Source organism: Endozoicomonas sp. GU-1, assembly GCF_027366395.1.
Classification (GTDB): domain Bacteria; phylum Pseudomonadota; class Gammaproteobacteria; order Pseudomonadales; family Endozoicomonadaceae; genus Endozoicomonas.
Window position 1 is genome coordinate 2639999 of sequence record NZ_CP114771.1, and the last position, 24410, is coordinate 2664408.

Consider the following 24410-nt stretch of genomic DNA (forward strand, 5'->3'; position numbering starts at 1 on the left):
GAATAGCCCCAAAACAGGATCAACCACAAGCTGCGTCAGTTTTCCGGGCCGTTCACATTATTCAACAATGGCTGAATACCACAGACTTCAGCCAGTGCCTCCAGTTCATGAGGCATGCCAACAAATTCGATGGACGTTTGCTGTTTTTTTGCCAGCCGGATCCAGGAGAGAAAGACCGATAAAGCAGAACTATCGGCCTGGGAGATACCGCTCAGGTCAATTTCCCAGTCGTCACCGCCAGAGGTCAGTAGCAAACGGGCACCCTGCTCTTCAACAACGGCGGAGGTGGTGAAATTAACCACACCATTCAGGGTAAACCGGCCAGGTGCTGCCACTGCCAGGGTCATGACTGCTTGCCCGCAGCGTTGTTCTCCGTTGCTTCACCCTGCATGATTTCCGGCCAGTGATCCACCACATACTGGAGATCATTGTACTTGCTCATGGCTTCGGCAAACTGATTACGGAACTGAATGCCAATATTGATACCATCCACAATGATATTCCTGAGTTTCCAGCGCTCATCCTGATAAACCATGGAATAAGAGATGGCCACAGTACCGGAGGACGTTTTCACCGTCATATCCACGGGAACCAGCCGTGCCTTGCCTGACCGGTAGGCATTTAAGACGTTATCCGGTACCGCATCAACTTTCTCAATGGTCAACCGGGTATCATCTAGCCTCAGCAGGGCCTTGCCATAGAAGCTGATCAGACTGTCTTTAAACGTCCTGGAAAACTGTTCAATTTGTCCGCTTTTAGCCCGGCGGGAGTATTTGCCCATCACCCCCCGGGCAATGGCGTCGAAGGCCACGGAAGGTGATAGCTGGCGATCAACCTCGGCAATAAAGGCAGCATCATCCTTTTTATAGTGATGAATATTGTTTGCAAAGGTTGCCAGCAGCTCCCTGGTAATTTTTTCCACTTCCTTCTGAGGTGACTCAATGACCTGCTCTGCAGCGATGACCACTGAAGACCACTGAAACAACAGCGCCACCAGGAAAGCCACCACGTGTCGATTACCTTTCATCATCCATTCCATCCGCTAGCCAGAGAACGCTTCTCCGGGCTTGTTGACCTTTCGTTACTCGCTTTTATTGACCGTACCCAGAAGAAACTTACCGATCAGCTCCTCGATAATCAGCGCTGACTGAGTGTCTTCAAAACGCTCACCATCTTGCAAAAACGCCTCGTCACCACCAATGCTGATACTAATGTACTGCTCACCCAATAGCCCTGCGGTGACAATCGATGCCGTGCTATCGATAGGTATATTATCGATTTGCTGATCAATATCCATAACCACCCTGGCCATGTACGTCACTTTATCCAGCTCAACGCTTTGCACTTTGCCAATGGTGACACCAGCCATGGATATCTTGGAACGGGGTTTCAGGGCTCCGATGTTATCGAAGTAAGCATTCAGCTCATAGGTTTCACCGCCGGTTTTCAGGGACAGGCCACTGACCTTTACCGCCAGCAGCACCAATGCCAACATGCCCGCCAGCATAAAGGCACCGACACTGATTTCTAACGTTCGTATCCGCATTTTATGCTCTCTCCTTAAAGCTCACCAAACATCACTGCGGTCAAAATGAAATCCAATCCGAGAACAGCCAGTGAAGAATAAACCACCGTTCTCGTAGTTGCACGACTGATGCCTTCTGAAGTGGGAACGGCATCGTACCCCTGGAAGACAGCGATCCAGGTCACCACAATCCCGAACACCAGGCTTTTCACCAGGCCATTGCCCACATCATCGACAAAATCAACCGACTGTTGCATGCCACTCCAGAATGAACCTTCATAAATCCCCAGCCAGTCAACGCCCACAATGACGCCACCAAGAATCCCCACCAGGCTGAAGATCGCCGCCAGCAGCGGCATAGAGATCACCCCCGCCCAGAAACGTGGGGCAATGACCCGTTTTAACGGATCAACACCGATCATTTCCATACTGGACAGCTGCTCGGTCGCTTTCATCAGCCCGATTTCAGCGGTCAGGGCAGAACCGGCACGCCCGGCAAACAGCAGTGCCGTCACCACCGGCCCCAACTCACGCACCAGGCTCAGGGCCACCAGCTGACCAACAGACCCCTCTGAGCCATAGCGAATCAGAATACTGTAGCCCTGCAAACCAAGAACCATGCCAATAAAGAGACCGGAAACCGATACAATGATTAACGACAGAAAACCAACGTTATAGAGCTGCCTGATCAGCAGCGCGCCACGTCCAGAGAACCCCGCCCGGGAAAAAATCGCCAGAAACAGAAAAATACCGGACCGCCCCAGGGACTCCACATGACCAAGACCTGACTGACCAAGCTGAGCCAGCCGGTCCAGAACATCAAGTTTCATTTATACCCCCGGAGACAGTAAGTCGCTTTGATAATCATCTGCAGGAAAGTGAAAAGGAACAGGCCCGTCGGGCAGCCCCTGCATAAACTGGCAGACCCTGGCATCCGTTGAGCTCAACATCTCCTCAGGGCTGCCGGAACCAATCACTTCACCATCGGCGATCAGGTAGAGTACATCCGCGATGCTGGCCGTTTCATGAAGATCATGGGAAACAATAATACTGGTGATGCCCAGCGCCTGGTTCAGCTTACGAACCAGCTCCACCAGCACGCCCATGGCAATCGGATCCTGTCCGACAAAGGGTTCATCGTACATCACCATTTCAGGGTCCAGGGCAATGGCCCTGGCCAGGGCAACGCGCCGACTCATACCGCCGGATAACTCACTGGGCATTAATGACCATGCACCGCGCAGCCCCACCGCATGGAGCTTCATCAGTACGATATCACGGATCATGGTTTCCGATAGCTGGCTGTGAATGCGCAGGGGGAAGGCGACATTCTCAAAAACAGACAAATCGGTAAACAGAGCCCCGCTCTGGAACAGCATGCCCATTTTACGACGCTGAACAAATAACTGATCTCTCGTCAGATCAGCCAGATCCTGACCATCCACCACAATCGAGCCCCGGTCGGGTAGCAGCTGACGGCCAATCAACCGCAGCAGGGTGGTCTTGCCGGTGCCTGAAGGCCCCATAATACCCACCACTTTGCCACGGGGTATATCCATGTCGATATTTTTGAAGATCGCCCGGGAACCTCGATAAAAGGTCAAACCCCGAATCTCGACAAAATTATCGGTGCGGTTTTCGTTGCTGTGTTGTTCACCTGAAGAGATGGAATTCATCATTGGGTTCGCAGATCCCTGCAACAGACAGAATGTAAAAGTCTTCCAGTTCCAATATTATGACCTGTTTCACACTTTAATTGCACCTTCCAGTACATCAATTACCTTGAAACCGTATGCCAGACAACTACAGACAAATTATATCGGAGGAATTTTCTGCTGACAGGATCAATTCAGAGGGTAATACAGTTGCATTGTCTGCCTGATTTTCCCTACACTTCTCTCCTTTATATGAATTCTTGAGAACTCCCCCGGAATGAGTCCTGCCATTTATGCCATAGCCGCCATTGTTGTTGGCTTCATACTACTTACCTGGAGTGCAGACCGCTTTGTTGGCGGAGCTGCCGCTACGGCAAAAAACTGGGGTATATCCCCCATGCTGATCGGCTTGACCGTTGTTTCCATCGGCACATCTGCGCCAGAAATTCTGGTATCGCTGATGTCTTCTCTCCAGGGGCACAACGATATCGCGGTTGGCAACGCCATTGGTTCCAATATTGCCAATATGGGGCTGGTGCTTGGACTAACCGCGCTTATCGCACCACTGCCGGTCAAAACAGCACTGGCCAAACGGGAAATACCCTGGCTGTTACTGGTCACGGTGATTGCCGGTGCCTGCCTTGCCAACAACTACCTTGGGCTGATAGAAAGCCTGGTGCTGCTCAGTGGCCTGTTCGTTACCCTTTATCTGATGGTGACCTGGCAAAAATCCCACCCGGAAGAACCTCTGGCAGAGATTGAAGAGATCGAAGAGCTGCCTTCAGCCAAAGCGTACCTGGAACTGGTGGGCGGACTGGTACTGCTGCTGGTCAGCGCCCAGATTCTGGTTTGGGGGGCAACGGAAATCGCCACTTGGCTGGGTGTCAGTGAGCTGATCGTTGGTTTGACGGTGGTCGCCATTGGCACCAGCCTGCCGGAGCTGGCTGCATCGGTAGCCAGCGCCCTGCGTGGCCACCATGATATTGCCCTGGGCAATGTGGTGGGCTCAAACATCTTCAACCTGCTGGCCGTTCTGTCAATGCCCGGACTGGTCCGTCCCGGAGCCATCAGTGAATCCGTTTTCTCCCGAGATTATACCGTGATGCTGGCATTTACCGTTCTGCTGGCGGCCATGGCCATCGTCGGTAAAAAACCCAAAACGCTGGGACGTTTTGCAGGTATTATCTTTCTGGCAGGGTATGCCTGCTATGGCACATGGCTGTACGTACAAACGGTTTAAACCGGAGCTGAACGCTCCTCCCCCTGAACTATTTTATCCCGGAGTCTGAAAGGTTATGCTTTGCCACAACATCCTGACAGCTCCTGCAAAGGCTTTACTGAAATGACCTCTGACCAGAATTTTATTGAAATTGGTCGTCGTACCATCCAGATCGAAAAGGATGCGATTGAAGCGTTGCTGCCTCGTGTTGGTGAAGACTTCAGCAATGCCTGCCGGTTAATGCTGGAATGCCGGGGCCGAATTGTCGTGGTGGGGATGGGAAAGTCAGGACATATCGCCCGTAAAATCAGTGCCACCCTGGCCAGTACCGGTACACCGGCGTTTTATGTCCATCCCGGCGAAGCCAGCCATGGTGACATGGGCATGATCACCGCAGACGATGTGGTGCTGGCTATTTCCAACTCCGGTGAAACCGGCGAAGTCATCACCTTGCTGCCGCTGTTCAAACGAATGGGGGCTGCGCTGATCAGCATGACCGGCAAACCCGCGTCAACACTGGCGCAAGCCGCTGAAGTAAACCTGAACACAGGGGTTGATAAAGAGGCCTGCCCACTGGACCTGGCACCCACATCCAGCACCACCACTCAACTGGTTATGGGTGACGCGCTCGCCATTGCGCTGCTGGAAGCCCGAGGCTTTACCGCAGAAGACTTTGCATTTTCCCACCCCGGCGGCGCCCTGGGTCGCAGGCTGCTACTGAAAGTGCAGGATATCATGCATGACGGCAATCGAATCCCGACGGTGAAAAAAGGTACACGCCTGGGTGAAGCGCTGCTGGAAATGACCCGAAAAGGTCTCGGCATGACCTCCATTATTGATGACCACAACGTGGTCGTTGGTGTCTTTACCGACGGTGATCTTCGTCGTGCACTGGATCACGGAGTTGACCCGCACAACACGACCATCGACGAGGTAATGACCATCAAGTGCACCACCATTACCCCTGATATTCTTGCCGCTGAAGCACTGAGAATTATGGATGATCGCAAAATCAATGCGCTTATCTGTGTTGACCATGAGCGACATGCTGTTGGTGCCATTAATATGCATGACTTGCTGAAAGCGGGCGTGGTTTAAACGCTTTTTATCAGGCTCAAGGTATTTATCAGGCTCAAGGCTATTTATCAGCCCAAGGCTATCAGTTTCGGAACCCGGATGACCTCTCGCAATCATCTTATTATCGCTGCAATCCTGCTACTGCTGGCCGCTGGCTATTGGACCTACGACGGTGCAATAGTAACGGTCAGTGCCAGCCCCTCGGAAATCATCCGCCAGGATGCCGACTACTTTCTGGTGGACGCCCTGGTTAAGGAGTACGACGCTACCGGAGCGCTGCAATACCAGTTGCAGTCGGACAGCATTACCCATTACCCCCACAATGACAACACACTCCTGCAACAACCTACTCTGACGAACCTCAGTGACAGTGGACAACTCACTGTGTCAACGTCAGATAACGGAAAATTACTGCCCGGTGGCAAAGATATTGAACTGTGGGATAATGTCGTGGTTATCCAGAGCAGCCCGTCCGTCAGGCAACAGGGCTATGAGCAAAAACTCAGAATGGACACCGATTTCCTGACCATTGCGACGGATAAGGAAATTGCCGATACCGATCGTCCTGTGCTGATCACCAGCGACATCGGAGAGACCCGAGCCATTGGGATGACCGCCTGGTACCAGCAGGGAAAGATTCAATTAAAGTCCAGAGTACGGGGAGTCTATGAGACTGAGTAAGCTGATCATTCACACAATCATTGATATCTCCCTGTCAGGGAAACGATAACCCATGACACGACGACCAAAAGCAAAAGCACTCCTGAACAAACAATGGCTTGTCGGGCTGTTATTTGTCCCATTTATGGCCATGGCCTTACCCGCTGATCGCCAGCAGCCCATCCAGATCGATTCAGACACGGCTGACATTGATAATAAAAAAGGGGTGTCTGTGTATCGTGGTGATGTGGTCATGACCCAGGGCACCACACGCATCACCGGTGATGTTATTACCATCTACACCCGGGATCGGGAGTTGACCAGGGTCATTGCCCGGGGCAATAAGGCCAGGGCTTACTATGAAGAGCTGCAACCCGGTGAACAGGGAATGGTTCAGGCCTGGGGCAACACCATTCGCTACGATGTGGAGAGTGACCAGATTGAACTGATCAAAAATGCCCAGCTCTCGCAAAAGGGAGACACCTTTACCGGCGAACAGATTGACTACAACCTGACCCTGCAGACCGTCAATGCCAAAGGCACGCCCAGTCAGGGAGACAATGGCCGGGTACAGATGGTCATTCAACCCCGTCAGGAAAAAGCGGCCAGCACGAAATAATCGAACGCTGCCCGCTACCCGCCGCCCGTAAAAGCATTAGTCTTATCTTTTTCGGGCAGCGGGCAGCGCTCTAAACAACACACTTTGTTTTCACACTCAGGTTAACAGACAACCGGATGGCAACCCTCAAGGCAGAACATCTTAGCAAAAGCTACAAAGGCAGAGAGGTGGTGAAAGATGTCTCTCTACAGGTTAACAGTGGTCAAATCGTTGGCCTGCTGGGCCCTAATGGTGCAGGAAAGACCACCTGTTTTTATATGATTGTCGGGCTGGTAAAAGCCAATGGCGGCAAAGTCAGCATTGATCAGCAGGACCTGACCTTTCAGGCCATGCACCACAGAGCCCGTGCCGGTATCGGTTACCTCCCCCAGGAAGCCTCTATATTTCGTCGTCTGTCCGTGCGGGACAATATCCTGGCCATTCTGGAAACCAGGAAAGACCTCAATAAACAGCAGCGCGCCGAAAAAATGGAGTCGCTGCTGGATGAGTTCAATATTGGCCATATTCGTGACAGTGCCGGCATGGCACTATCCGGCGGTGAAAGAAGACGGGCAGAGATTGCCAGGGCACTGGCCACTGACCCGACCTTTATTCTGCTGGACGAACCTTTTGCCGGCGTTGACCCGATCTCCGTTGGCGATATCAAGTCCATCATCCGTCATTTGCAAAACCGGGGTATCGGGGTACTGATCACCGACCATAACGTCCGGGAAACACTGGATATCTGTGAGAAGGCCTATATCGTCAGCGAAGGGCATATCATCGCAGAAGGCGACAGCCATACGGTACTGTCCAACCAGACGGTTCGTGACGTTTATCTTGGGCACCAGTTCAGCTTGTAACTCTGTGTTCCCAGCCGCAGCCAGTACATCATTTCGGTGAGTTTGATGCGTACCATCTCCGTTCGTCCTGAGCCTGTCGATGGGCGTAAACTCCGGCCCATGATAGATCGTGCCAGACACCCTTCGACTCCGCTCAGGATAAACGGAGATGGTACAAGTCAATCTCATTGAAATAACAAAGTCTCCCGGAACTGACACCAGCAGCACCTGGCCTGACAGAGCCCTTTTGAGAAAGGTAACTGTCAGGCCACGGGTGGTGGGCTGCAACTTCTGAATGACGGGATACTAAAAACGATAACCCATTGAAATAGAGGCTACCGGGTATACTTTATAACCACTTAACTCATCTTCCAGCTTTTGTTCTTCTTCTTTTAAATCTTCATTGAAGCCCGGTAAACCAGTTGCTGCTCCGGATGCTTTCAGGGAGACATCCCCTGAGCCTTGATAAAGCACGCCAAGATCAGCGCTGAAGATAAAACCGGCTGTCCCCGCAGAGCCTGATGTCCAGCCCATGCCGAGATAGGGTGCAAAGCTGTTGAATTCAACATCTGCATCCAGCCGATCAAGCGCATAAGGAGTGCCACCAATCTCAAAGTTATTCCCGTTCTTTGGCTTGCCCTCACCTTCAAGGGCATTACCATTGTAATAAGCGCCTGCGGTAAGCCTGAAACCACTGTTGTCAAACATATACCAGTCAGCCATTACCCCAAAAGATGAAAGCTCCAGGTCAGCATCGTACTCGATTTCATCTTCCTCGAAATCGGTGCCAAAAGTGAAATAATTATACTGCCCCCTCAGCACCATAGAGTCCATTAGCCGATAGGAGCCGGTAATACCGGCCCCCAGGGTAGACATCCCCACTTCTACAGCGGTATCTGCAGCATTAGCCTGAAGCGCAAGTGAAACAAAAGCAGCCATCATTGTTTTTTTAAACATAACTCATTTCCACTGGTATGTTATATAACCCGGATATTTCATAAACGTGCTCCCAATCTCGCTTGTCCTTTGCCGCTCTAAGGGAGTTTTGCTCAGTCGACCGTACTCCCCGGTACGGCGCTCCCTCACAAAATCCCTTAGAGCGACAAAGTCCTGCGCGAGATTCGGGACAGTTTATGAAATATCCGGGTAAAGCTGGTTATATGGAACTTGATAGTAAAAAAGGCTGATCCTGCCAAATGCCTTTAGAAAAAACACATTATTTTTTTGCTCAGGTTCCAGCTGATCAGCAAAGCATTCATGCAGCACGACACACCCACAGCGCCAGAAAATTGCGCTCTGTGATTCGATAATGGGAGATGAGTCAGGCAAAGTTAACTGGCAAAAATGCCAGATATGTCCGGTTATTGATCCTGGTCAATTTTATCTTCTATGTCATTAATGCCAGGAGCCTGTCCGAGAATAGCATCAGATAATACGCATATCTTTGGCCAGAGCCACCAGATGCACCCGGTTTTCAGCACCCAGCCACTCGCGCAAATAGTTCAGGTGATAGTTCACCCCTTTCTCACTGAGGTTGATTTTGCTGGCAACCTCTTTGCTGCCCAGGCCGTTAGCCGTCAGCGTCAGCACATCCAGCGCCCGGTCACTGACCCTATCGTTCAGCCAGGGATTAAACAGGTAACTGTAGTCACGCATTAACAGGGTATGAAAATAGAAGCAGGCGTTGTACAACGATACCTGGTAATCCTTCAGCCAGCTGGCCAGCTCCTGGTCAGACAGCGGGCTGTTCAACATATACTGAGCGTGCCAGCCTCTGCCGGCCAGGCCATAAACCGGCACAAACAGTTGCGAGTGAATATCCAGGGCAGTAAAAAAATCCAGTATTTTTCGTTGTTGCTGAATACGGTGGTCTAAAGGCTCACGCTGAAACAACCGTTGGGCAGAAAAAATCTGTTGTCGGATGCGCTCATCACCACCGGTTTGCTGATGGTAGTTAGCCAGGGTCTCTATGCGCATCGTACCGATATAACGGTGTTCATGCTGCTGCATGGGCTGGTTGGAAAAAAACCGCCAGTCCGGAGACGGTATTTCATCCAGAATGCCGTAATACAGGAAGCCATTAAACCCCATCCGCTCAAAGGTCTGCCACATCTGCCGGGTTAATTCGGCGAGGGGAATGGGCTCCAGAGGGTTAGTTTCTGCCGGGATAATCGAGGGGAATAGACTTTCAGTAACCTGTGCATCCATAGCACCACCAAAACATTATTCATCAAATATTGCGATGCAAAATCAAAACCCGCAGATTATTCGGCTAAAATATCAGATAACCGACAATGGACAAATATTATTTCCTTTGCGGATGACGCAGATCAACATACGACATGCCACTTTTCCGGCAAGTCTGACATTTGAACTCATTCGAGACCTAGCCCCGGTTTTTGCCATTTCCGGGTTAGTGAAGGGGCGACGGGTATTACAAGACCTGCCCCAGCGTTTCTTTCTGGTTAGACGGGAATCATTCAGGATAAACAGTGATTTCCATAGTATCACTGTAAACACCAGCAGGAGCAGCATCTATGTCATCATAAATGGAAATAGTCAACTCCATATTTTTACCAGCACTGCAATCAAGCACGTTCGACGGCTTCCATCCGGTGTGTACAGGAGGGAGAGAACCATTATACGAGCCCCAGAAAAAAGAATAATTTTTGGTTCCGTCATCAATATTCATTGAATATCTAAGATAATTTTCAGCCTCATTAGATAAGCGAAAATCGGACCATAGCCCTCCCTGGTCCGGTTCACCATTCTTGCTAGCAGGCATTAAAGAAAAAGTTTGAGCAACAGTAGTATATACACAGAACCGTTGAGTTCCCGTTCCATCGCTGCTGTTCAGCGTCATATCTCCAAGGCCACTGATCTGAATAAAATCCGGTATATCAAGCTCTATATAAAGATTAACAGGCCAATCAACATTGGCATCACCTGCAGTAATGCCTGCTGTGCTGGGCGCTTGATCTATGATAAAAGTCAATGTGCCAGAATGCTTGCCTGACTGCGTCAGCTTACCTTCTTTGATCAGGTCATTCAGGTTAGCTCCTATAGTGAGTTTAAAGTCAAGGCACTCTTCACAACGCAATAATTGCGGATTCGCAGCCCCCTCCCCAGTCCCAGCACCCCGAAAGTCACAATTATCAGAATTACATGCGTTATCTACCGGGAAATCCACACTCTTTTCGAATTCTGTCTGCTCGATAGAAACGGTGAGAGGTATTTCTGAGGTAGCATTGTTGAGTGTGACTCCAGCACTGCGCACGTTAAAATAGGCTGGTCGTGCACAACCAAAACGACCGCAAGAACGTATTTGGAATTCTTTTGTTACAGTAAACGAACCATTACTCGGATATGATACAGTCATTGCTGAAAGGGGCTGATCAAGTAGCGGCCCTCCTCCTCCCTCACAAACGGACACTCCCGTTGAAGGTTGCGGGTTATTGTTGTCTGGGTTGGCTGGCACACACTGCAAAGCACTGACCTCCAACGGACCCAACAAACCCAAAAACAAAACACAGCTTACCCAACAAACCCAATTTTTGATTACTGCTGTCATAACTACCTTAACTCACCAGCTCCTCGCTTACTCACCGCCAACTGCCCCTCCAACACCGTCGTACACTCGGCATCGGCCAGATCAATGGTCCCCATTTGTAACACATAGCCCTCGTCCATTGTCTGCACCGGCAGTGGGCAGAGCCAGCCGTTGTCCATCTCCACCTGCAAGGTGCCCACATCAGAGCGTGCTTCCAGTTGGAACATACCAATATCGTCGGTGCTACCGGGCAGCAAACCGCCATTGATACGAGCGTCTGTCAGCGGCCGACCATTAAACAATAGTCGTCCAAACAGCAGTTGCAATGGTATCGCCTGATAATCCAGCGTCACCACATTGCCGGGGTAGAGGGTGGCCACCTTTTCCCGTTCATCAAAACTGTAGAGGGTTTCACCGGCCGGGCTGAGGGTGACCCGGTACTGATCATAGGGCGAGAGACCAATAATCGACGGTGAACCGGCCACCGCATAACCACGACGCTGGCCGTTTACCCGCACATCGAAGACATCACCGGCGCGACCTTCAAGATTAACCACCAGGGCGCTTTCGGAGCGGTCTTCGCCGCCCAGGGCGAACACCTCACCGTCGGTCAGGAAGCTGGTGCTCATGCTGCCACCCCAGTTGGTGGTGCCGCTACCTTCAATACGGCTGTGGCTGGCACTGAAGCTGGCCCGGCCATAGTGGTTGGCGTACTGCACGCTGCCGTCGATACGCTCGTTACCGGTGCCGCCTTCCACCCCGGCATCAAACCGCAGGTCACTGGCCAGCAGCTCGCGGTCCTCCCAGGAGGTGGACAGGCGCAGACGCTGGCTGGAATCACTCTCCCCATCCCGGCGGGTCACTTCTGCCCGTGGCGTGGCGTTAAAGTTCCAGTGGTCGGTGCGGTAGCGGAAGCTGATGTTGACCAGCCCAATCTGATCATCACCGGATTTGCTCAGGCTGAAGCTGATATCCGCATCATAATCAAAGGTGCGGAACAGGGTACGGCGATAGCCCAGACTGTGGGTGCGGGTCGGGTCCTGGGCGCTGTTATCGTCGTCATAGCCCTGGTTCATGCTGTAGCGATAGTTCAGGCTGCCATCGAACAGGGGCATGCCGGTGGAAAAAGCGTGCTGCTCAAAGGCGTTGCCGAGCAGGCTGACACCGTCGTCAGGTTCAACCCTGGGTTGGTCGCGCCATACCCGGCGGAAGTTGCCGGAGAGGGAGAGATCCCCCAGGGTCAAACGACCGTTGACACTCAGACCTGCAGTGCCGTTATCCCCGAGCATCAGCGACGGCTCAATGTCATAAAGGGGGCCGAAGTGGAACAGCCCGAATTCCGACAGGGCATCGTCGCTGCTCACCGCTATGGCGGCCGTGGCCGCTACGGTATCGTGCAGGCGGCGACTGACGCCGACCCGGTTCAGCCACTGGTCGGTGACCTCGGGCAGTGCCCGGTCGCTGGTGCGATCAAGCACCCGACCCGACTCCATAAAGAACAGCCATTCGCCTACTGGTGGAATCTGGCTCTGTTTGGCAAAGAAACGGGTTTCGCTGGAGAGCAGGTTGCCGCTCTCATCGAGAATACGAATCTCAATATCGTAAGCACCACTGGGAAAGCTGCTGGTGTCCAGCTGCTGGGAGCCAGCCTCGAAAAAGGCGCTGTCGATCAGTCGGTCATCCCGGCGCACCTCCACCCGGCCCCGGGTGGGCAAAAATACCGTCACCGGCATGCCGCCGGAGAAGTCCAGGTCTTCCCGGGTATTGTTGGAGCTATTGATGCGCAGCCCAAGCACCGGCTGGTCGCCGGTGAAGTTCAGGCCAAAGCCACTGGTGGAGAGCAGGCCGACGTTGTACTCCACCCCCTCAAAGTCCCGTTGGCCATAGATCTGGTTGACTGAGAACCGGTTGCTGTCGGAGTAGTCCCAGCTCCAGTACAGGCTGTTCTCCCGCCAGGCGGCGGTGGTCAGGCCGTTGATGGTGTAGCTGTTGTCGCTGCCGGTGGAGCCGCTGACGGCTGCCGAGAGGTTTTGCATCATGGAAAACCCGGCATCCGAAGGTGGCAGATATTTACGCACCTCGGCGGCGCGGGTCTGCATAAAACGACGGTTGACGAATATATCAACACGGAAGCGGGATTCGTCGAAAACTACTCCGGCTACAGAGGTTTCCAGCAGGCCGCAGTTTTGTGTGCTGTTGGGTGGGCAGACCAGCTCGCCGTGGCTGTCCAGCTCACCGCTCAGGGCGCTGGTGATCAGGGTGGTTTCACTCAGGTCGCCAATTTGGCGCACCAGGGATGCTGGGTCGGGCAGTTCAATGATACCGGGGCTGAACGCCGCCAGTTGCGAGCCGATGTAGCGGTTGCCGAAATAGATATCCACCAGTGAGCTTTGGGTGGCGCTGAGTTCTTCAAAGCCGGGGGGTGGGTTGGTGGCAGCAAGGAATACCGGGGTGTCGGCCAACGCAAGGGGAGTGACTAAGGTGATGGAGACCGTTAGAAACTCGGTAAAGTAATACTGCCAACGACGCATAATGGTGAATCTGCCACAGGTTATTGAGTTGTACCGGGTGGGTACTTCGTTACTACCTCATTACCTGAGGGTTAAAAAACGGCAACCTGGGGGGTTGCCGGTGTTGGGGGTTGTGGTTGTTGGGGGTGGGGGTGGTTGTTTATCTGTCAAGAAGAAAGACTTGACCCCGGTTTTTCCCAGATTTTTTCAGTTTTACTGTGGTGCAACTGTCATGGTTATCAGATCAGTGAAATAGCCTGTTGCTACATTAGGCGCTGAACCAAACCATACAGAAATTTTCGCATTACGTGCACTTGCCGAACATTCTAACCCTGGATTTGGCTGAGACGAGATGGCTCCAGCATTCAAATTATCAGTGTACGTATCTGTGGTACCGTTATTATCAGTTGAATCTAATGAGCCAACACCAATACCAATACCGTCAACCTTGATATTATAAGCTATGTTAGATTCGGGAGTCTCACTTTGGTCTTTAAGCACAAATGAATTAGCACTTTCCAAAGTCAATTCATAGGCATTGGATGTATTGTTCTTGTTAGAATATATGCATATTTCCTGAGTCTTTTCCGCTCCCGTGAGATGAGTATCATCCATCGCCAAGTCTTCAAGTCCCCAAATTCTGGCATTTTCACCTTTGACATAATTGATGTAAAAGTCACCCTTGGACGTTGTATCAAGATCTCCCTGATTAGCCGCCATCACCCCAGCAGACCCCAACAACCCCGCAGAAACTGCTGCTGCCAAAGCCAATATCTTAAATTTATTCATGTGACGCCCCCTTGCAATGGTTAGCTGCAAGTTACCTATTGTTATCATCAAACGTATATCGTCGTTTAATTAGTGGCAATTTGTGAACAGAAAAGGGCGAAACCCTACCGCCAATCACTCACTGCCTGCAAGCCACCGGCTGGCTTTACTACGAGGACAGACTGTTTGCTTTAACAGCCACCTCCAACAACCAGCCCTGCGCCCTTTGACTGCATTTTTCAACATATACGTAAATCGCGCAAGCGTTTTTTCGCTCATTATCAACCCACCCCGAAAAGGCATAAAAACCCATTAAAAACAAAGACAAGAGTCCGCAAAAAGTCGGGGTCAAAAACGACAAAAGATCAAAAATATCGGGGTCATATTTGATCCAGATCAAAATCGGGGGCAAAAATTGAAAATCAGGAAAAATCAGGGTCAGGTCCTGATTCTTGATGTTAGCTTCAATAGTCAAATCAAGATTCAACGGTTTTTGGATGAAGTATCCTGAAAGCCGTTGACCGTGTTCCGCTGTCCGTAAAAGAATCGGGTAAGGGCTGGTCTTTCTCCAGCCCTCCCCACAGCACCCGGCATGCGGGTCCGCACCGGGCGGTTCAACGATGATGGTGAAACCTGATCCATAAGTCTTTCAATGAAACAAGCCCAATTTTCGCGAGGTAATTGTTATTCAGTGCCTGTTGTACCGCATAAGTTTTACTCAGACGGTAATACCCTTTGCTGCTGGCTGCGATCTTGGCGGCGTTCACTTTATCAACGCCTAACCTGACCAGATGCTTAAAACGGGTTTTCGGCTTGCGCCATTGCTTCAGAAAACAGCAACGGATTCGCCGACGTATCCATTGATCCAGCAGGGGAATTGGTCGGTAATATTCCGATAACCGAAAATACCCCATCCAACCCCGGATATATTGCGCCAGTTTGCGTAACCGATGTTGCATTGAGACACCCCAGCGACGACTGGTCAACTTGAGTATCCGGTATTTGAATCGGTCCAGACACTTCTGGGCCCAGCGAACTTTCTTCCCTGTGAAGGTGAAACTCAGGAATTCGCTTTCTGTTGCTTTCACAACTTTACTTTTCCGGGAGTTAATCTTCAGTTTCAATTTGCGTTCAATGAATTGGGTAATGCTGTGCATCACCCGATCCCCTGCACGCTGACTTTTGACGAGAATCACAAAATCATCACAGTATCTTGCAAAGCAATGACCCCGATATTCAAGCTCCTTGTCGAGTTCGTCGAGGACCACATTAGACAGCAAGGGTGATAAAGGCCCACCCTGTGGCATGCCAACCCTGGTCGGGTAGACATTGCCCTCAATCATGACTCCGGAGCGCAGGTAGCGACCAATCAGTTTCAGAAGGCGTTTGTCGCGGACCTTACGGGAGACCCTCGACATCAAAACGTCGTGATTAACCGTATCAAAGAATTTACTCAGATCAACGTCAACGGCGTAATGTAGCCCCCCGTTGATCAACTGCTTAACCTGACGAACTCCGTCGTGTGCTGACCGTCCCGGTCGGTAGCCAAAGCTGTTTGGGGAAAATCCCGGGTCAAAGACAGGCGTCAGCACCTGCACAATGGCCTGCTGTATGACCCTGTCGATCACGGTTGGGATTCCCAGCAAGCGTTCACCGCCGTCCGGCTTTTCTATTACATGCCGGCGCACGGGTGACGGCTGATAGGTTCCGTCCAATAAGGCTTGACGCACTGAAGGCCAATGCTGTTTGGCAAAGTCTGGATAAGCTTCAATGGTGACTCCATCGATACCCGGAGCACCCTTGTTGCTTCTGACCTGTTTCCATGCGCTTGCCAGATTAGCCGGTTCAAGTACGCAATTTAGTAGATCATGGTTCAAAGCTGGTCAAAGATTCTGTCGCCAGGTACGGTGAGTCGCCGGACGGCTGCATCGCCCTGAGGGAATCAGTCTCCTCTTTGTCATCGATGTTCGGCCCTTCGCTGACGACTTCCCGTCCATTAATGACTTTTGTCGTACAGCTACTATGGCCTCTGCTGACTTCTGTCCAATCACCACGCGGAGTTGCCTCTGCTGGCGCTATTGGTTGCCATCGGGTTTGCTCGAACAGGATGATGAGTCACTGTTCGCCGAGCCTGTTGTAACCAGTGGCTGAGAACTGGGAACTTACCAATCGCATGTTGAACAGATCTCCCCGGATAAGAACATGGACTTTCAGTGCACAACCGCCGCATTTACCGTGTCTCACGAACCAGAGGGCTTTGTGATCCTTGGCTCACTCGCCCAGAGACTCAGCCTTGTATGCGATTTCTGTACGTCGGCTCGCACCTTTGCACTCAGACTGCCTCCGCACAGCCCCTCGCGGGACTGCACTTGCCTTAAGCTAGTGGTTGTCATCAGCAGGCGTCTTTACCGCCAGTCAGATGTAGGTTCTCCCACAGGGGACTTTCACCCCATCAGTTCATGCCCATGCCGGGCGTACCAAGATAAAAGCTTTTACGGATCTCGGTCAGCGGGCCTTTAATAATGTTGCCTCAAGCTCCAGTAATTCATGAATGACTGAGTCTGAATATCGAATGTCATTCTGCCGGAGGCCATCAATAAATCAGGGTCATATATGGTCCGCCCCGCATTGCAAGGAAAAGTTTTCCATCATGACGTTAAAGAGTAATGCTTCCATATATCCGGCCTTTGGGGTGAGGTCTCAATGCCTCTGGCCCTGATGGAATCCGCTCACTCCCACCTCATCAAGTCTTCGGCCTTTATGGGCCCTGACCCCGGTCAGGTTCAAGGGAGTGCAGGTCTTACCTTTTATGCCATCATTTGAACTTTATCCACGCAACTCGTTGCAGGCTTCTTACACTGATTAACCGCTTTTGCTTTTCTTGTCTAACGACAAATGTTTAATAGTTTAATGCCTATATTCATGCTGCTGCCTTGTACGGCTCTTTCTTGGTCAACACAGCCCAGGCAATGCGAGCGTTTTTATTGGCAACAGCCACTGCTGATATATTCTTGCCACGACGCTTATCAAGCTCTTGAATCCAATTATTACGTCGATCGTCGTGTTTGTCGGCTACCCTGACAACAGTTCTGCCACCGTGTATCATCAGGGTTCTCAGGTAGGTGTCTCCCCGCTTACTGATACCCAGCAAGGTAGGCACTCCACCGGTAGACTGCTGCTTTGGTACGAGGCCCAGCCAGGCCGCCATTTCCCGGCCATTTTTAAATGCCGATATATCTCCAATCGCCGCGAACAGAGCAGTAGCACTGAGTAACCCAATGCCGGGTATGGTTAGTAAAAGCTGACAGGCTTCATTATTGGCCGCAATAGTTTCGAGCTTTTTCTCAAGCTTTGCTATCCGCTTATCCAGATGCTCCATGTCATCATATAGCTCACTGAGGAGTTCACGGAACAGCACTGTTAAACCGTTTTCTGCATCTTCCAGAATCAGAGGAATCTGTTTACGAACAAAGGATATTCCCTTAGAGACTGTTGTAAAAGTTACTGACCATTAACTCAGGATAAAAAACTCAACGTCGTCTATAACTACAGTATCTGATTAGTTTAAGGAGGATAATTATGTATCCATCCGACCTGACCAATGACGAGTGGGCAATCCTCAAGCCTCTATTCCCTGACCCTGGCTATGATACTCCAAAAAATGGGCGACCACGCGACTGGAGTTATCGTCTGATATTGAATGCCATATTCTATCTCACTAAAACAGGCTGTCAGTGGCGAATGCTGCCTTCTGACTTTCCACCATGGAGTACTGTCTACACCTATTTTCGAATCTGGAAACAAGATGGCACATGGAAGAAGGTGCATGATGCTCTTCGTGACCAGGTGCGAATTCAGGCGGGCAAAGAGCCACAACCAACAGCAGCAAGCATTGACTCCCAATCCGTGAAAACCTCGGTAAAAGGGGGGGATCGAGGCTATGATGGCGGGAAGAAAATAAAAGGCAGAAAACGTCATATAGCTGTTGATACTCTTGGCCTGATTCTGGTGGTATGGGTACACGCAGCCGCATTTAGTGATAGTTTTGCAGGTCAATTCATACTGGCTCACCTTAAGAAATACTTTAAAAACATCCGGAAAGTCTGGGCTGATTGTGGCTACCGGGGTTACCTTGAAGAGTGGTTTTATCGCTTCAAACCCAAAAGGGAACTTGAAATCACAAAACGCCCACGGGGAAAGTTTGTCGTTCAAGCCAGGCGCTGGGTTGTGGAGAGAACCTTTGGCTGGTTTGAAGGATCCAGACGTTTATCTAAAGACTATGAACAGCTGCCAAGGAGTTCAGAAGCCTTCGTTTATATATGCATGATTCGCATAATGCTACGAAGGTTTAAGTAGTTTTAAAACAGCCTCTTAGGAATAATGACTCCGTACTCCATTAATAAACCCCTGATCTGGTTACCCAGCGCTGTTCTTCTGGCCACTGCCTGACTGCGTATTCTATGCAGGCTCTGAATGTCCTGCTGTTCAATAGTTTTAGTGGGTACAAAGCGCATATTGGGACGCTGCATTGCTTCACATATGGCTTCTGCATCAGCAGCGTCATTCTTGTTTGACTTTACATATGGCTTCACAAACTGGGGGGCCATAATGTTAACGTCATGCCCCAGTTCGGTAAACTTACGACACCAGTAGTGCGAACCGCCGCAGGCTTCAATGCCGATAACACATTCAGGCAAGTTAGCAATAAAAGGTAAAAGCGCCTTACGGTTGAGTTTCTTTTTGATGGTCACTTTACCTTTGGCATCAACACCGTGCAGCTGGAAACTTTTTTTGCTCAGATCAATTCCGAGAAAAGCAACCTGACCTTTTTGGCTAACTCCTGGTTTGTTATGCTTGCCCATGGTTCGCTCCGTTTCTTATTTTGAATGATGTTCGCACAACTCATTCTATCATGGCTCATTTGAAGCCGGTTTGGGAGCGGGGCGGACCATTCCATTAAGTCTTGATCCATGAACGAATGAGCATTGACATTATTCAAGAACCAAGACTTGCCCCCGGTTTTATAAAAACGTAAAGAAGTTATTATCCTGATGTGACAGGCTTGGTCTTTGGTTTCATTTGTTCAAAGTAAGTGCTAACCTCTGAGTGTATGTACAAATGTAAATACCGAAATCACCATGCAATGTGAATGGAATGAAGACAAGAATAAGGCAAATATTCACAAACACGGCATTGCCTTTGAGGACGCTGTCGATATATTCAATCACCCCATGCTCAGCAGGGTCGATGATCGGGCCGATTATGGCGAAGAACGCTGGGTAGCCATTGGCCGTATTCACCACCTCACCGGCGTAGTGGTCTACACCGAACGAGTGGATGATGTATTACGGATCATCTCAGCCCGAAAAGCCACCAGGAAAGAGGTTCAACACTATGAAGAAAACATCCGGTACTGACTGGGAGCGCCTCAATGCCATGAGTGACGAGGACATCGACACTTCTGATATACCTGAACTGGACGATAATTTTTTCCAACAGGCCGAGCTGCACCTACCGGTGAAAAAACCAGTGACTATTCGACTGGATGCCGACGTTCTGGAATGGTTCAAGGGGCAGGGGCAGGGATATCAGACCCGAATAAACAATTTGCTGAGAAAATATATGGAAACTCACCAGAACCGTTGAATCGCGGGTGTTAAACGGAAAAAAATAGGACACCCATAAATTTACCTCCGGAGAAAAAATCGGTGTCAAAATCGGTGTCAGGTCTTGAATCTTGAAACGACTTCATGACCCCCTCCACACGCACACGTAAATTATGCCCCCAGGGAATTTGTCCAACAGCCTGTTGGACACAGATCAGGAATGCCGGGTAGCTACATACTCCTTTAATGCATCGTCCATACGGGTCTGCCATCCCTTGCCTGTGGCACGGAAATACGCAATCACTTCAGGCGACAATCGTATGGTAATGCGTTCCTTGGTCTCCTCCGCCTTGGGTCGACCTGAGGCTCGCTTTTGCTCAAACATCTCATCAGTGATCTCAAAGGTGTCCGGGTCGGCCGCGATCCCGGCATTGATGGCGGCGTCTTCTTCATCGGTGGGCCATATAGTGCCCGGCTTAAGCTTTGGCATAGCGCTTCATCTCCCGTTTGTTGGCTTTTCTCAGGCTAATGATCCGGCGAACATCCCCGCGATCGGTGTAGACGACACAACACAAACGCAACCCAAGGTACGCCAGGCCTGCCATCCTTTGCTCTTCATAGTTATAGCGACGGTCTTGCCATGCCCAGAGCGTGTCCCATTCCAGGTGCTCAGCCTCAGACAGCGACAGGCCATGCTTGGCTTGGTTGGTGGCGTCTTTGTCAGCATCATACTCGTACTTCATGGATTTATTGTATGTACAAAAAATAAAACCCGCCAGTTAATAGCCATCCCACAGGGTCCGGCACTCAGCATAGTTGGTTGTTCATGACCGAAGAAAAGAAAAAAAACAGAAAAGGACACCCACTTTTTATCTACCAAGCCGTGGCAACGAAAATCGGAAAATCGGGGTCAGGTCCTGATTCTTGATGTTAGCTTCAATAGCCCAATAAAGATTCAACGGTTTTTGGGTGAACTATCCTGAAAGCCGTTGACCGTGTTCCGCTGTCCGCTGTCCGTTGTCCGTGAAAGACAAGATAAAAGCTTTTACGGATCACGGTCAGCGGGCCTTTAATAATGTTGCCTCAAGCTCCAGTAATTCATGAATGACTGAGTCTGAATATCGAATGCCATTCTGCCGGAGGCCATCAGTGATAGGTTTGAGTGACCCTATGAGATTTTGTCTTCTGGCTTGAAGCAATAATGTCAAACTGCCGATGACTTTGAGGCCTCTTTTGCAGGACTCTCTGCGCCCTTTTTTCTCGTCAATCATGATGCAGGCGTTGAGCTGCATGGCGGCAATAATGGCTTGCGCTTCACCGTTATCCAGTAGGGCTTGTAATTGTTGCAGCAAAGGGTGATTGTCTGGCTGGTGCGATGGGCTTTATGGTGCCGCAATGGACAGTACTTTCAATGGCGTGGCAGGCTGGTTTTCCGGGTACTTTGCACTCATTGAGTACAGTGGCGGGAGCCATTAATATCAGATTCAGTTGTTTCAGATGATTAAGAACTGGCGTCTGGCCCAGGGCGATCAGTGGGCTGGCATCAGCAACGATGATTTTAGTCAAAGTGCTTTAACTCCTTTTCCAGATCGCCGGGCTGGTAATCAGCAATGGGAATGTCAAGGCTTGATACCAGCTTCATAAAGTCTTCCAGGCATAGGTCGGCGAGTTGGGCTGATTTTGCCAGTGTTAATACGCCCGCTTCATACAAACTGATTGCAAGACTGGTGTGGACCCCTTTTTCCAGCAGGGTATTGGTGACCGGCACGCCGATCATAAGAGGTGCCCCGTAACGGGTAAATACGGCTAATTTGCCCGACTGGGCAACATCACTAAGTTCCTTGGATCTTTCTCTGAGCTCCCTTATGCCGAAAACTGCTGGTGTTGTATCAATGCCCATGGTTTGTTCCTTGTGGATAATAATTTTGTGTCCGAAAGTGTGTACCTATTACTCGACTCTAAAGTTTTAGTCTGACTATTGGGTCAAATTTGAGCAGGTCTCACTGCCGCTACTCGGACTTTAGCTGCGCAGAGTCTTCATCGTGGCAACAGGAGGCCTGCTGTACCAAGCTTGGTTGCAAAGTAATGTATTGGCAACATTCATGTGACCATGGTTATACGTATTCTTCCCTGCGCTACTCAATTTATTGATCATCTCGATCAAGCCTTACGCCGTGCTCCGCAAGCTCAGCGACTGACTACCAAGCAACGCTATTTTCTGGCATTTGTCATTTCGGCAATGATTCTGACGCAGAAGCTCTGTTGGGCAACCATGGAACGTCGAAGCCTTGGCCAATACACATCAGCCGCCTTATGGTGGATGTTTTACCGATCCGAAATTGTCTGGCATCTACTGCTACGCATCAGTGTTCTCGTCATTATTGGCCGCTATGGTTTATCAGAGGGAAATCTTCTTATTGACGACACCGGGCGCTCACGATGCAAACGAACCAAAAAGATAGGCAAGACCCACAAGATTAGGGAGAAGAAGACCAGTGGTTATGTCAACGGTCAGGAGCTGGTCTTTCTGGTTTTACAAACCCCGCTGGTGACCATTCCCATTGACTTCCGGTTCTATATGCCTGACCCGAAGATGACCGAATGGCGGAAGAAAAGAGACTTGTTGAAAAAACAGGGAGTTCCTCCAAAGGATCGACCTCCCAAGCCAAAGCCCAACAGTGAGTACCCAACAAAACAGCTACTGGCGCTGGATTTGATTCAGGCCTTCCAACGCCACTTTCCTGATATAAACGTCACCGGCATCCTGGCGGACGCTCTCTATGGTGATGCCCATTTTATGGATGGAGCTTCCTCAGTCTTCTCGGGAACACAGGTTGTTAGCCAGCTCCGTTGGAACCAGACGGTGATCTACAAAAACAAAGAAGTTAATCTGAAGACCTATTTTGACAGTTATCTCGGGCCTGGCGTTAAAAAAACTCTGGTCATACGAGGAGGAAAGGAGCAAAAGGTGACGGTATTGTCTGCCCGTCTCAAGGTCAAAGCCCATGGGCAGAAGCGATTTATTATTGCTTTGAAATACGAGGGAGAGGACGACTATCGCTATCTGGCCGCCACGGATGTTTCCTGGCGTCATGATGATATTGCCCGGCTTCACACGCTGAGGTGGTTGATCGAGGTGTTCTTTGAGGACTGGAAACTTCATGAAGGCTGGTGCAACAGAGCCTTGCAGCAAGGCATTGAAGGGTCTGAGCGTGGCGTGATCCTGAGCGTGCTGTGTGACCATATGTTGCTCCTTCATCCTGAACAATCTGCCCGCTTGGAACACAAGCAGCCTGCGCTTACCGTTGGCTGTCTGGTCGAGAAGCTCAGAATCGATGCGTTGCTGGATATCATCCGGACAGTTGTGGATTCAGAAAATCCTCAGGAGCAGTTCAAGAAGCTGACGGAGTCTCTGGAAGACTACCGGCCAGTGAGAATATCCAGCAAGCATATGGCGGGCAGGGAGCTGGGGAGAATGATGCCAACTGCTTCACTCAAGTATCGTTTACCGGAATATCAAACACTTGTGCATTAGAAACTTGAGAGTCGAGTATTATAGATGAATATTTGGGGAATAAATCAGGCAAATATTCACAAACACGGCATTGCCTTTGAGGACGCTGTCGATATATTCAATCACCCCATGCTCAGCAGGGTCGATGATCGGGGTCAAAAATCGGGTTCTTGATTCTTGACGTTGCATAATCTTGCTCTGTGTTTATTGCCTGGGCGACACTGAGGACAAGATTGATGATGTACTGGATACGGGGCTACTGGATAATATTTGATGACAAAGTGCACACATTCATTATACTGGCTCTGTGAAAAGCTTTAACTGGAATGCCGAGAAGAACCAACAGCTAATTGATCAGTGCGGTAAATCATTTGAAGAAGTTATCTTTCATATTCAAAACGGCGACCTTCTGGATGATATTGCCCATCCTAACGTTGTTGACTACCCGCACCAGCGGGTGTTTGTTGTTAACGTGATGGGCTATGCCTGGCTGGTACCCTACGTCGAGAACGAAAAGGAGGTCTTCCTGAAGACCCTGATACCGAGCCGACAGTTTACCCGAGATTATCTGGAGGGTGATTCATGACAAAAAAAATACGTTGGATCGAGAAGAACAGTCACTACTTGATGCCCTGGAAGCAGGTGACTATCAGTCCACGCTGACTCCGGAACGCAAAGCAGAGCTGGAGAGTGTTGCTGCTGGGACTTTTAAAAAGGATAAGCGCATCAACATCCGTATCTCCCACCGTGATTTGCTGGCCATCCAGTCCCGGGCTCTGCGTGAAGGCATCCCTTATCAGACATTGGTTTCCAGTATTATCCATAAGTATCTTTCTGGTTCGTTGGTGGAGGTGAGGCCAGGCTCTTGACATCCTCCAAAGAAATC

31 protein-coding genes and 1 pseudogene are annotated in these 24410 nt (G+C 50.4%); 12 read left to right on the forward strand and 20 right to left on the reverse strand.

Annotated elements, in window-relative coordinates; genetic code table 11:
* Positions 1-35 precede the first annotated feature (35 nt).
* The 5 genes from O3276_RS10825 to O3276_RS10845 are packed head-to-tail and all read right to left on the reverse strand — an operon-like array spanning position 36 to position 3204.
* Positions 36-347: an STAS domain-containing protein gene (locus O3276_RS10825; protein WP_269675633.1), complete on the reverse strand. Its 312-nt coding sequence runs from the start codon at positions 345-347 to the stop codon at positions 36-38.
* Positions 344-1030: an MlaC/ttg2D family ABC transporter substrate-binding protein gene (locus tag O3276_RS10830; protein ID WP_269675634.1), complete on the reverse strand. Its 687-nt coding sequence runs from the start codon at positions 1028-1030 to the stop codon at positions 344-346. The genes O3276_RS10825 and O3276_RS10830 overlap by 4 nt, the downstream gene beginning before the upstream one ends.
* 51 nt (positions 1031-1081) lie before the next feature.
* On the reverse strand, positions 1082-1546 hold the full coding sequence (mlaD, locus tag O3276_RS10835) for an outer membrane lipid asymmetry maintenance protein MlaD (RefSeq protein WP_269675635.1): 465 nt from the start codon (positions 1544-1546) through the stop codon (positions 1082-1084).
* A gap of 14 nt (positions 1547-1560) precedes the next feature.
* Positions 1561-2355 carry a lipid asymmetry maintenance ABC transporter permease subunit MlaE gene (mlaE, locus tag O3276_RS10840; protein ID WP_269675636.1) on the reverse strand — a complete coding sequence of 265 codons (795 nt, stop codon included), beginning with the start codon at positions 2353-2355 and terminating at the stop codon, positions 1561-1563.
* The gene (locus tag O3276_RS10845) at positions 2356-3204 is read right to left on the reverse strand and encodes an ATP-binding cassette domain-containing protein (protein ID WP_101745736.1); all 849 of its coding nucleotides are present in this window, start codon (positions 3202-3204) and stop codon (positions 2356-2358) included.
* Positions 3205-3457: 253 nt separating this feature from the next.
* On the opposite strand from O3276_RS10845, the gene O3276_RS10850 reads away from it, so the two are divergent.
* From O3276_RS10850 to lptB, 5 genes are all read left to right on the forward strand, one after another.
* Positions 3458-4420 carry a calcium/sodium antiporter gene (locus tag O3276_RS10850; protein WP_269675637.1) on the forward strand — a complete coding sequence of 321 codons (963 nt, stop codon included), beginning with the start codon at positions 3458-3460 and terminating at the stop codon, positions 4418-4420.
* 102 nt (positions 4421-4522) lie between these two features.
* Positions 4523-5497: a KpsF/GutQ family sugar-phosphate isomerase gene (locus tag O3276_RS10855; protein WP_269675967.1), complete on the forward strand. Its 975-nt coding sequence runs from the start codon at positions 4523-4525 to the stop codon at positions 5495-5497.
* Positions 5498-5575: 78 nt separating this feature from the next.
* Positions 5576-6157 (forward strand): LPS export ABC transporter periplasmic protein LptC, encoded by a 582-nt coding sequence (lptC, locus tag O3276_RS10860; protein WP_269675638.1) that lies wholly within the window; start codon positions 5576-5578, stop codon positions 6155-6157.
* Between the two features lie 52 nt (positions 6158-6209).
* Entirely contained in the window at positions 6210-6755 is a 546-nt protein-coding gene (lptA, locus tag O3276_RS10865) for a lipopolysaccharide transport periplasmic protein LptA (RefSeq protein ID WP_269675639.1), read from the forward strand.
* A 116-nt stretch (positions 6756-6871) separates the two neighbouring features.
* Positions 6872-7597, forward strand: coding sequence for an LPS export ABC transporter ATP-binding protein (gene lptB / locus O3276_RS10870; RefSeq protein WP_269675640.1), 726 nt, complete (start codon positions 6872-6874; stop codon positions 7595-7597).
* A 285-nt stretch (positions 7598-7882) separates the two neighbouring features.
* Here lptB and O3276_RS10875 read toward each other — a convergent pair whose 3' ends face one another.
* The 4 genes from O3276_RS10875 to O3276_RS10890 all read right to left on the reverse strand — a co-directional run bounded on the left by O3276_RS10875 (position 7883) and on the right by O3276_RS10890 (position 13204).
* The gene (locus tag O3276_RS10875; protein ID WP_269675641.1) at positions 7883-8533 is read right to left on the reverse strand and encodes a hypothetical protein; all 651 of its coding nucleotides are present in this window, start codon (positions 8531-8533) and stop codon (positions 7883-7885) included.
* Between the two features lie 468 nt (positions 8534-9001).
* Positions 9002-9784, reverse strand: coding sequence for a helix-turn-helix transcriptional regulator (locus O3276_RS10880; protein WP_269675642.1), 783 nt, complete (start codon positions 9782-9784; stop codon positions 9002-9004).
* Positions 9785-10052: 268 nt separating this feature from the next.
* Positions 10053-11147, reverse strand: a complete 1095-nt coding sequence (locus tag O3276_RS10885; protein ID WP_269675643.1) for a hypothetical protein — start codon at positions 11145-11147, stop codon at positions 10053-10055.
* Positions 11148-11149: 2 nt separating this feature from the next.
* The gene (locus O3276_RS10890) at positions 11150-13204 is read right to left on the reverse strand and encodes a TcfC E-set like domain-containing protein (RefSeq protein WP_269675644.1); all 2055 of its coding nucleotides are present in this window, start codon (positions 13202-13204) and stop codon (positions 11150-11152) included.
* A 108-nt stretch (positions 13205-13312) separates the two neighbouring features.
* Between O3276_RS10890 and O3276_RS10895 the strand changes: the two genes are divergently transcribed.
* Positions 13313-13513, forward strand: coding sequence for a hypothetical protein (locus O3276_RS10895; RefSeq protein ID WP_269675645.1), 201 nt, complete (start codon positions 13313-13315; stop codon positions 13511-13513).
* 336 nt (positions 13514-13849) lie between these two features.
* On the opposite strand, the gene O3276_RS10900 is transcribed toward O3276_RS10895, so the two are convergent.
* The 4 genes from O3276_RS10900 to O3276_RS10915 all read right to left on the reverse strand — a co-directional run bounded on the left by O3276_RS10900 (position 13850) and on the right by O3276_RS10915 (position 17882).
* Positions 13850-14425, reverse strand: a complete 576-nt coding sequence (locus tag O3276_RS10900) for a hypothetical protein (RefSeq protein WP_269675646.1) — start codon at positions 14423-14425, stop codon at positions 13850-13852.
* Between the two features lie 148 nt (positions 14426-14573).
* Positions 14574-14879 carry a hypothetical protein gene (locus O3276_RS10905; protein ID WP_269675647.1) on the reverse strand — a complete coding sequence of 102 codons (306 nt, stop codon included), beginning with the start codon at positions 14877-14879 and terminating at the stop codon, positions 14574-14576.
* A 139-nt stretch (positions 14880-15018) separates the two neighbouring features.
* Positions 15019-16281, reverse strand: a complete 1263-nt coding sequence (gene ltrA, locus O3276_RS10910) for a group II intron reverse transcriptase/maturase (protein ID WP_269673511.1) — start codon at positions 16279-16281, stop codon at positions 15019-15021.
* Between the two features lie 1043 nt (positions 16282-17324).
* Positions 17325-17882, reverse strand: coding sequence for an IS110 family RNA-guided transposase (locus O3276_RS10915; RefSeq protein ID WP_269675968.1), 558 nt, complete (start codon positions 17880-17882; stop codon positions 17325-17327).
* A 101-nt stretch (positions 17883-17983) separates the two neighbouring features.
* Between O3276_RS10915 and O3276_RS10920 the strand changes: the two genes are divergently transcribed.
* The gene (locus O3276_RS10920; RefSeq protein ID WP_269671653.1) at positions 17984-18760 is read left to right on the forward strand and encodes an IS5 family transposase; all 777 of its coding nucleotides are present in this window, start codon (positions 17984-17986) and stop codon (positions 18758-18760) included.
* A gap of 14 nt (positions 18761-18774) precedes the next feature.
* On the opposite strand, the pseudogene O3276_RS10925 reads toward O3276_RS10920, so the two are convergent.
* Positions 18775-19266 (reverse strand): annotated as a pseudogene (locus O3276_RS10925) (IS110 family transposase); the annotation flags it as partial.
* Between the two features lie 276 nt (positions 19267-19542).
* Here O3276_RS10925 and O3276_RS10930 point away from each other — a divergent pair.
* Positions 19543-19821: a BrnT family toxin gene (locus O3276_RS10930; RefSeq protein ID WP_269675648.1), complete on the forward strand. Its 279-nt coding sequence runs from the start codon at positions 19543-19545 to the stop codon at positions 19819-19821.
* A complete protein-coding gene (locus tag O3276_RS10935) occupies positions 19799-20050 on the forward strand; it encodes a BrnA antitoxin family protein (RefSeq protein ID WP_257266113.1) in 252 nt (83 codons plus the stop codon). Before O3276_RS10930 ends, O3276_RS10935 begins: the two co-directional genes overlap by 23 nt.
* A 174-nt stretch (positions 20051-20224) precedes the next feature.
* Here O3276_RS10935 and O3276_RS10940 read toward each other — a convergent pair whose 3' ends face one another.
* The 5 genes from O3276_RS10940 to O3276_RS10960 all read right to left on the reverse strand — a co-directional run bounded on the left by O3276_RS10940 (position 20225) and on the right by O3276_RS10960 (position 21910).
* Positions 20225-20500, reverse strand: coding sequence for a BrnA antitoxin family protein (locus O3276_RS10940; protein ID WP_269675649.1), 276 nt, complete (start codon positions 20498-20500; stop codon positions 20225-20227).
* Complete coding sequence (locus O3276_RS10945; RefSeq protein ID WP_269675650.1) at positions 20487-20753, reverse strand: BrnT family toxin; 267 nt, start codon at positions 20751-20753, stop codon at positions 20487-20489. Before O3276_RS10945 ends, O3276_RS10940 begins: the two co-directional genes overlap by 14 nt.
* A 315-nt stretch (positions 20754-21068) precedes the next feature.
* Positions 21069-21362, reverse strand: a complete 294-nt coding sequence (locus tag O3276_RS10950; protein ID WP_269675651.1) for a PIN domain-containing protein — start codon at positions 21360-21362, stop codon at positions 21069-21071.
* The gene (locus tag O3276_RS10955) at positions 21331-21576 is read right to left on the reverse strand and encodes a PIN domain-containing protein (RefSeq protein WP_269675652.1); all 246 of its coding nucleotides are present in this window, start codon (positions 21574-21576) and stop codon (positions 21331-21333) included. Before O3276_RS10955 ends, O3276_RS10950 begins: the two co-directional genes overlap by 32 nt.
* Positions 21569-21910: a UPF0175 family protein gene (locus tag O3276_RS10960; protein ID WP_269675653.1), complete on the reverse strand. Its 342-nt coding sequence runs from the start codon at positions 21908-21910 to the stop codon at positions 21569-21571. The genes O3276_RS10955 and O3276_RS10960 overlap by 8 nt, the downstream gene beginning before the upstream one ends.
* Positions 21911-22120: 210 nt before the next feature.
* Here O3276_RS10960 and O3276_RS10965 point away from each other — a divergent pair, with 210 nt between their 5' ends.
* On the forward strand, positions 22121-23545 hold the full coding sequence (locus O3276_RS10965) for a transposase (protein ID WP_269672517.1): 1425 nt from the start codon (positions 22121-22123) through the stop codon (positions 23543-23545).
* 18 nt (positions 23546-23563) lie between these two features.
* Here O3276_RS10965 and O3276_RS10970 read toward each other — a convergent pair whose 3' ends face one another.
* Positions 23564-23713: a hypothetical protein gene (locus O3276_RS10970; RefSeq protein WP_269675654.1), complete on the reverse strand. Its 150-nt coding sequence runs from the start codon at positions 23711-23713 to the stop codon at positions 23564-23566.
* Between the two features lie 118 nt (positions 23714-23831).
* Here O3276_RS10970 and O3276_RS10975 point away from each other — a divergent pair, with 118 nt between their 5' ends.
* Complete coding sequence (locus O3276_RS10975) at positions 23832-24110, forward strand: hypothetical protein (RefSeq protein ID WP_269675655.1); 279 nt, start codon at positions 23832-23834, stop codon at positions 24108-24110.
* Positions 24100-24393, forward strand: a complete 294-nt coding sequence (locus tag O3276_RS10980; protein WP_269675656.1) for an antitoxin — start codon at positions 24100-24102, stop codon at positions 24391-24393. The genes O3276_RS10975 and O3276_RS10980 overlap by 11 nt, the downstream gene beginning before the upstream one ends.
* The last annotated feature ends 17 nt before the right edge of the window (positions 24394-24410 follow it).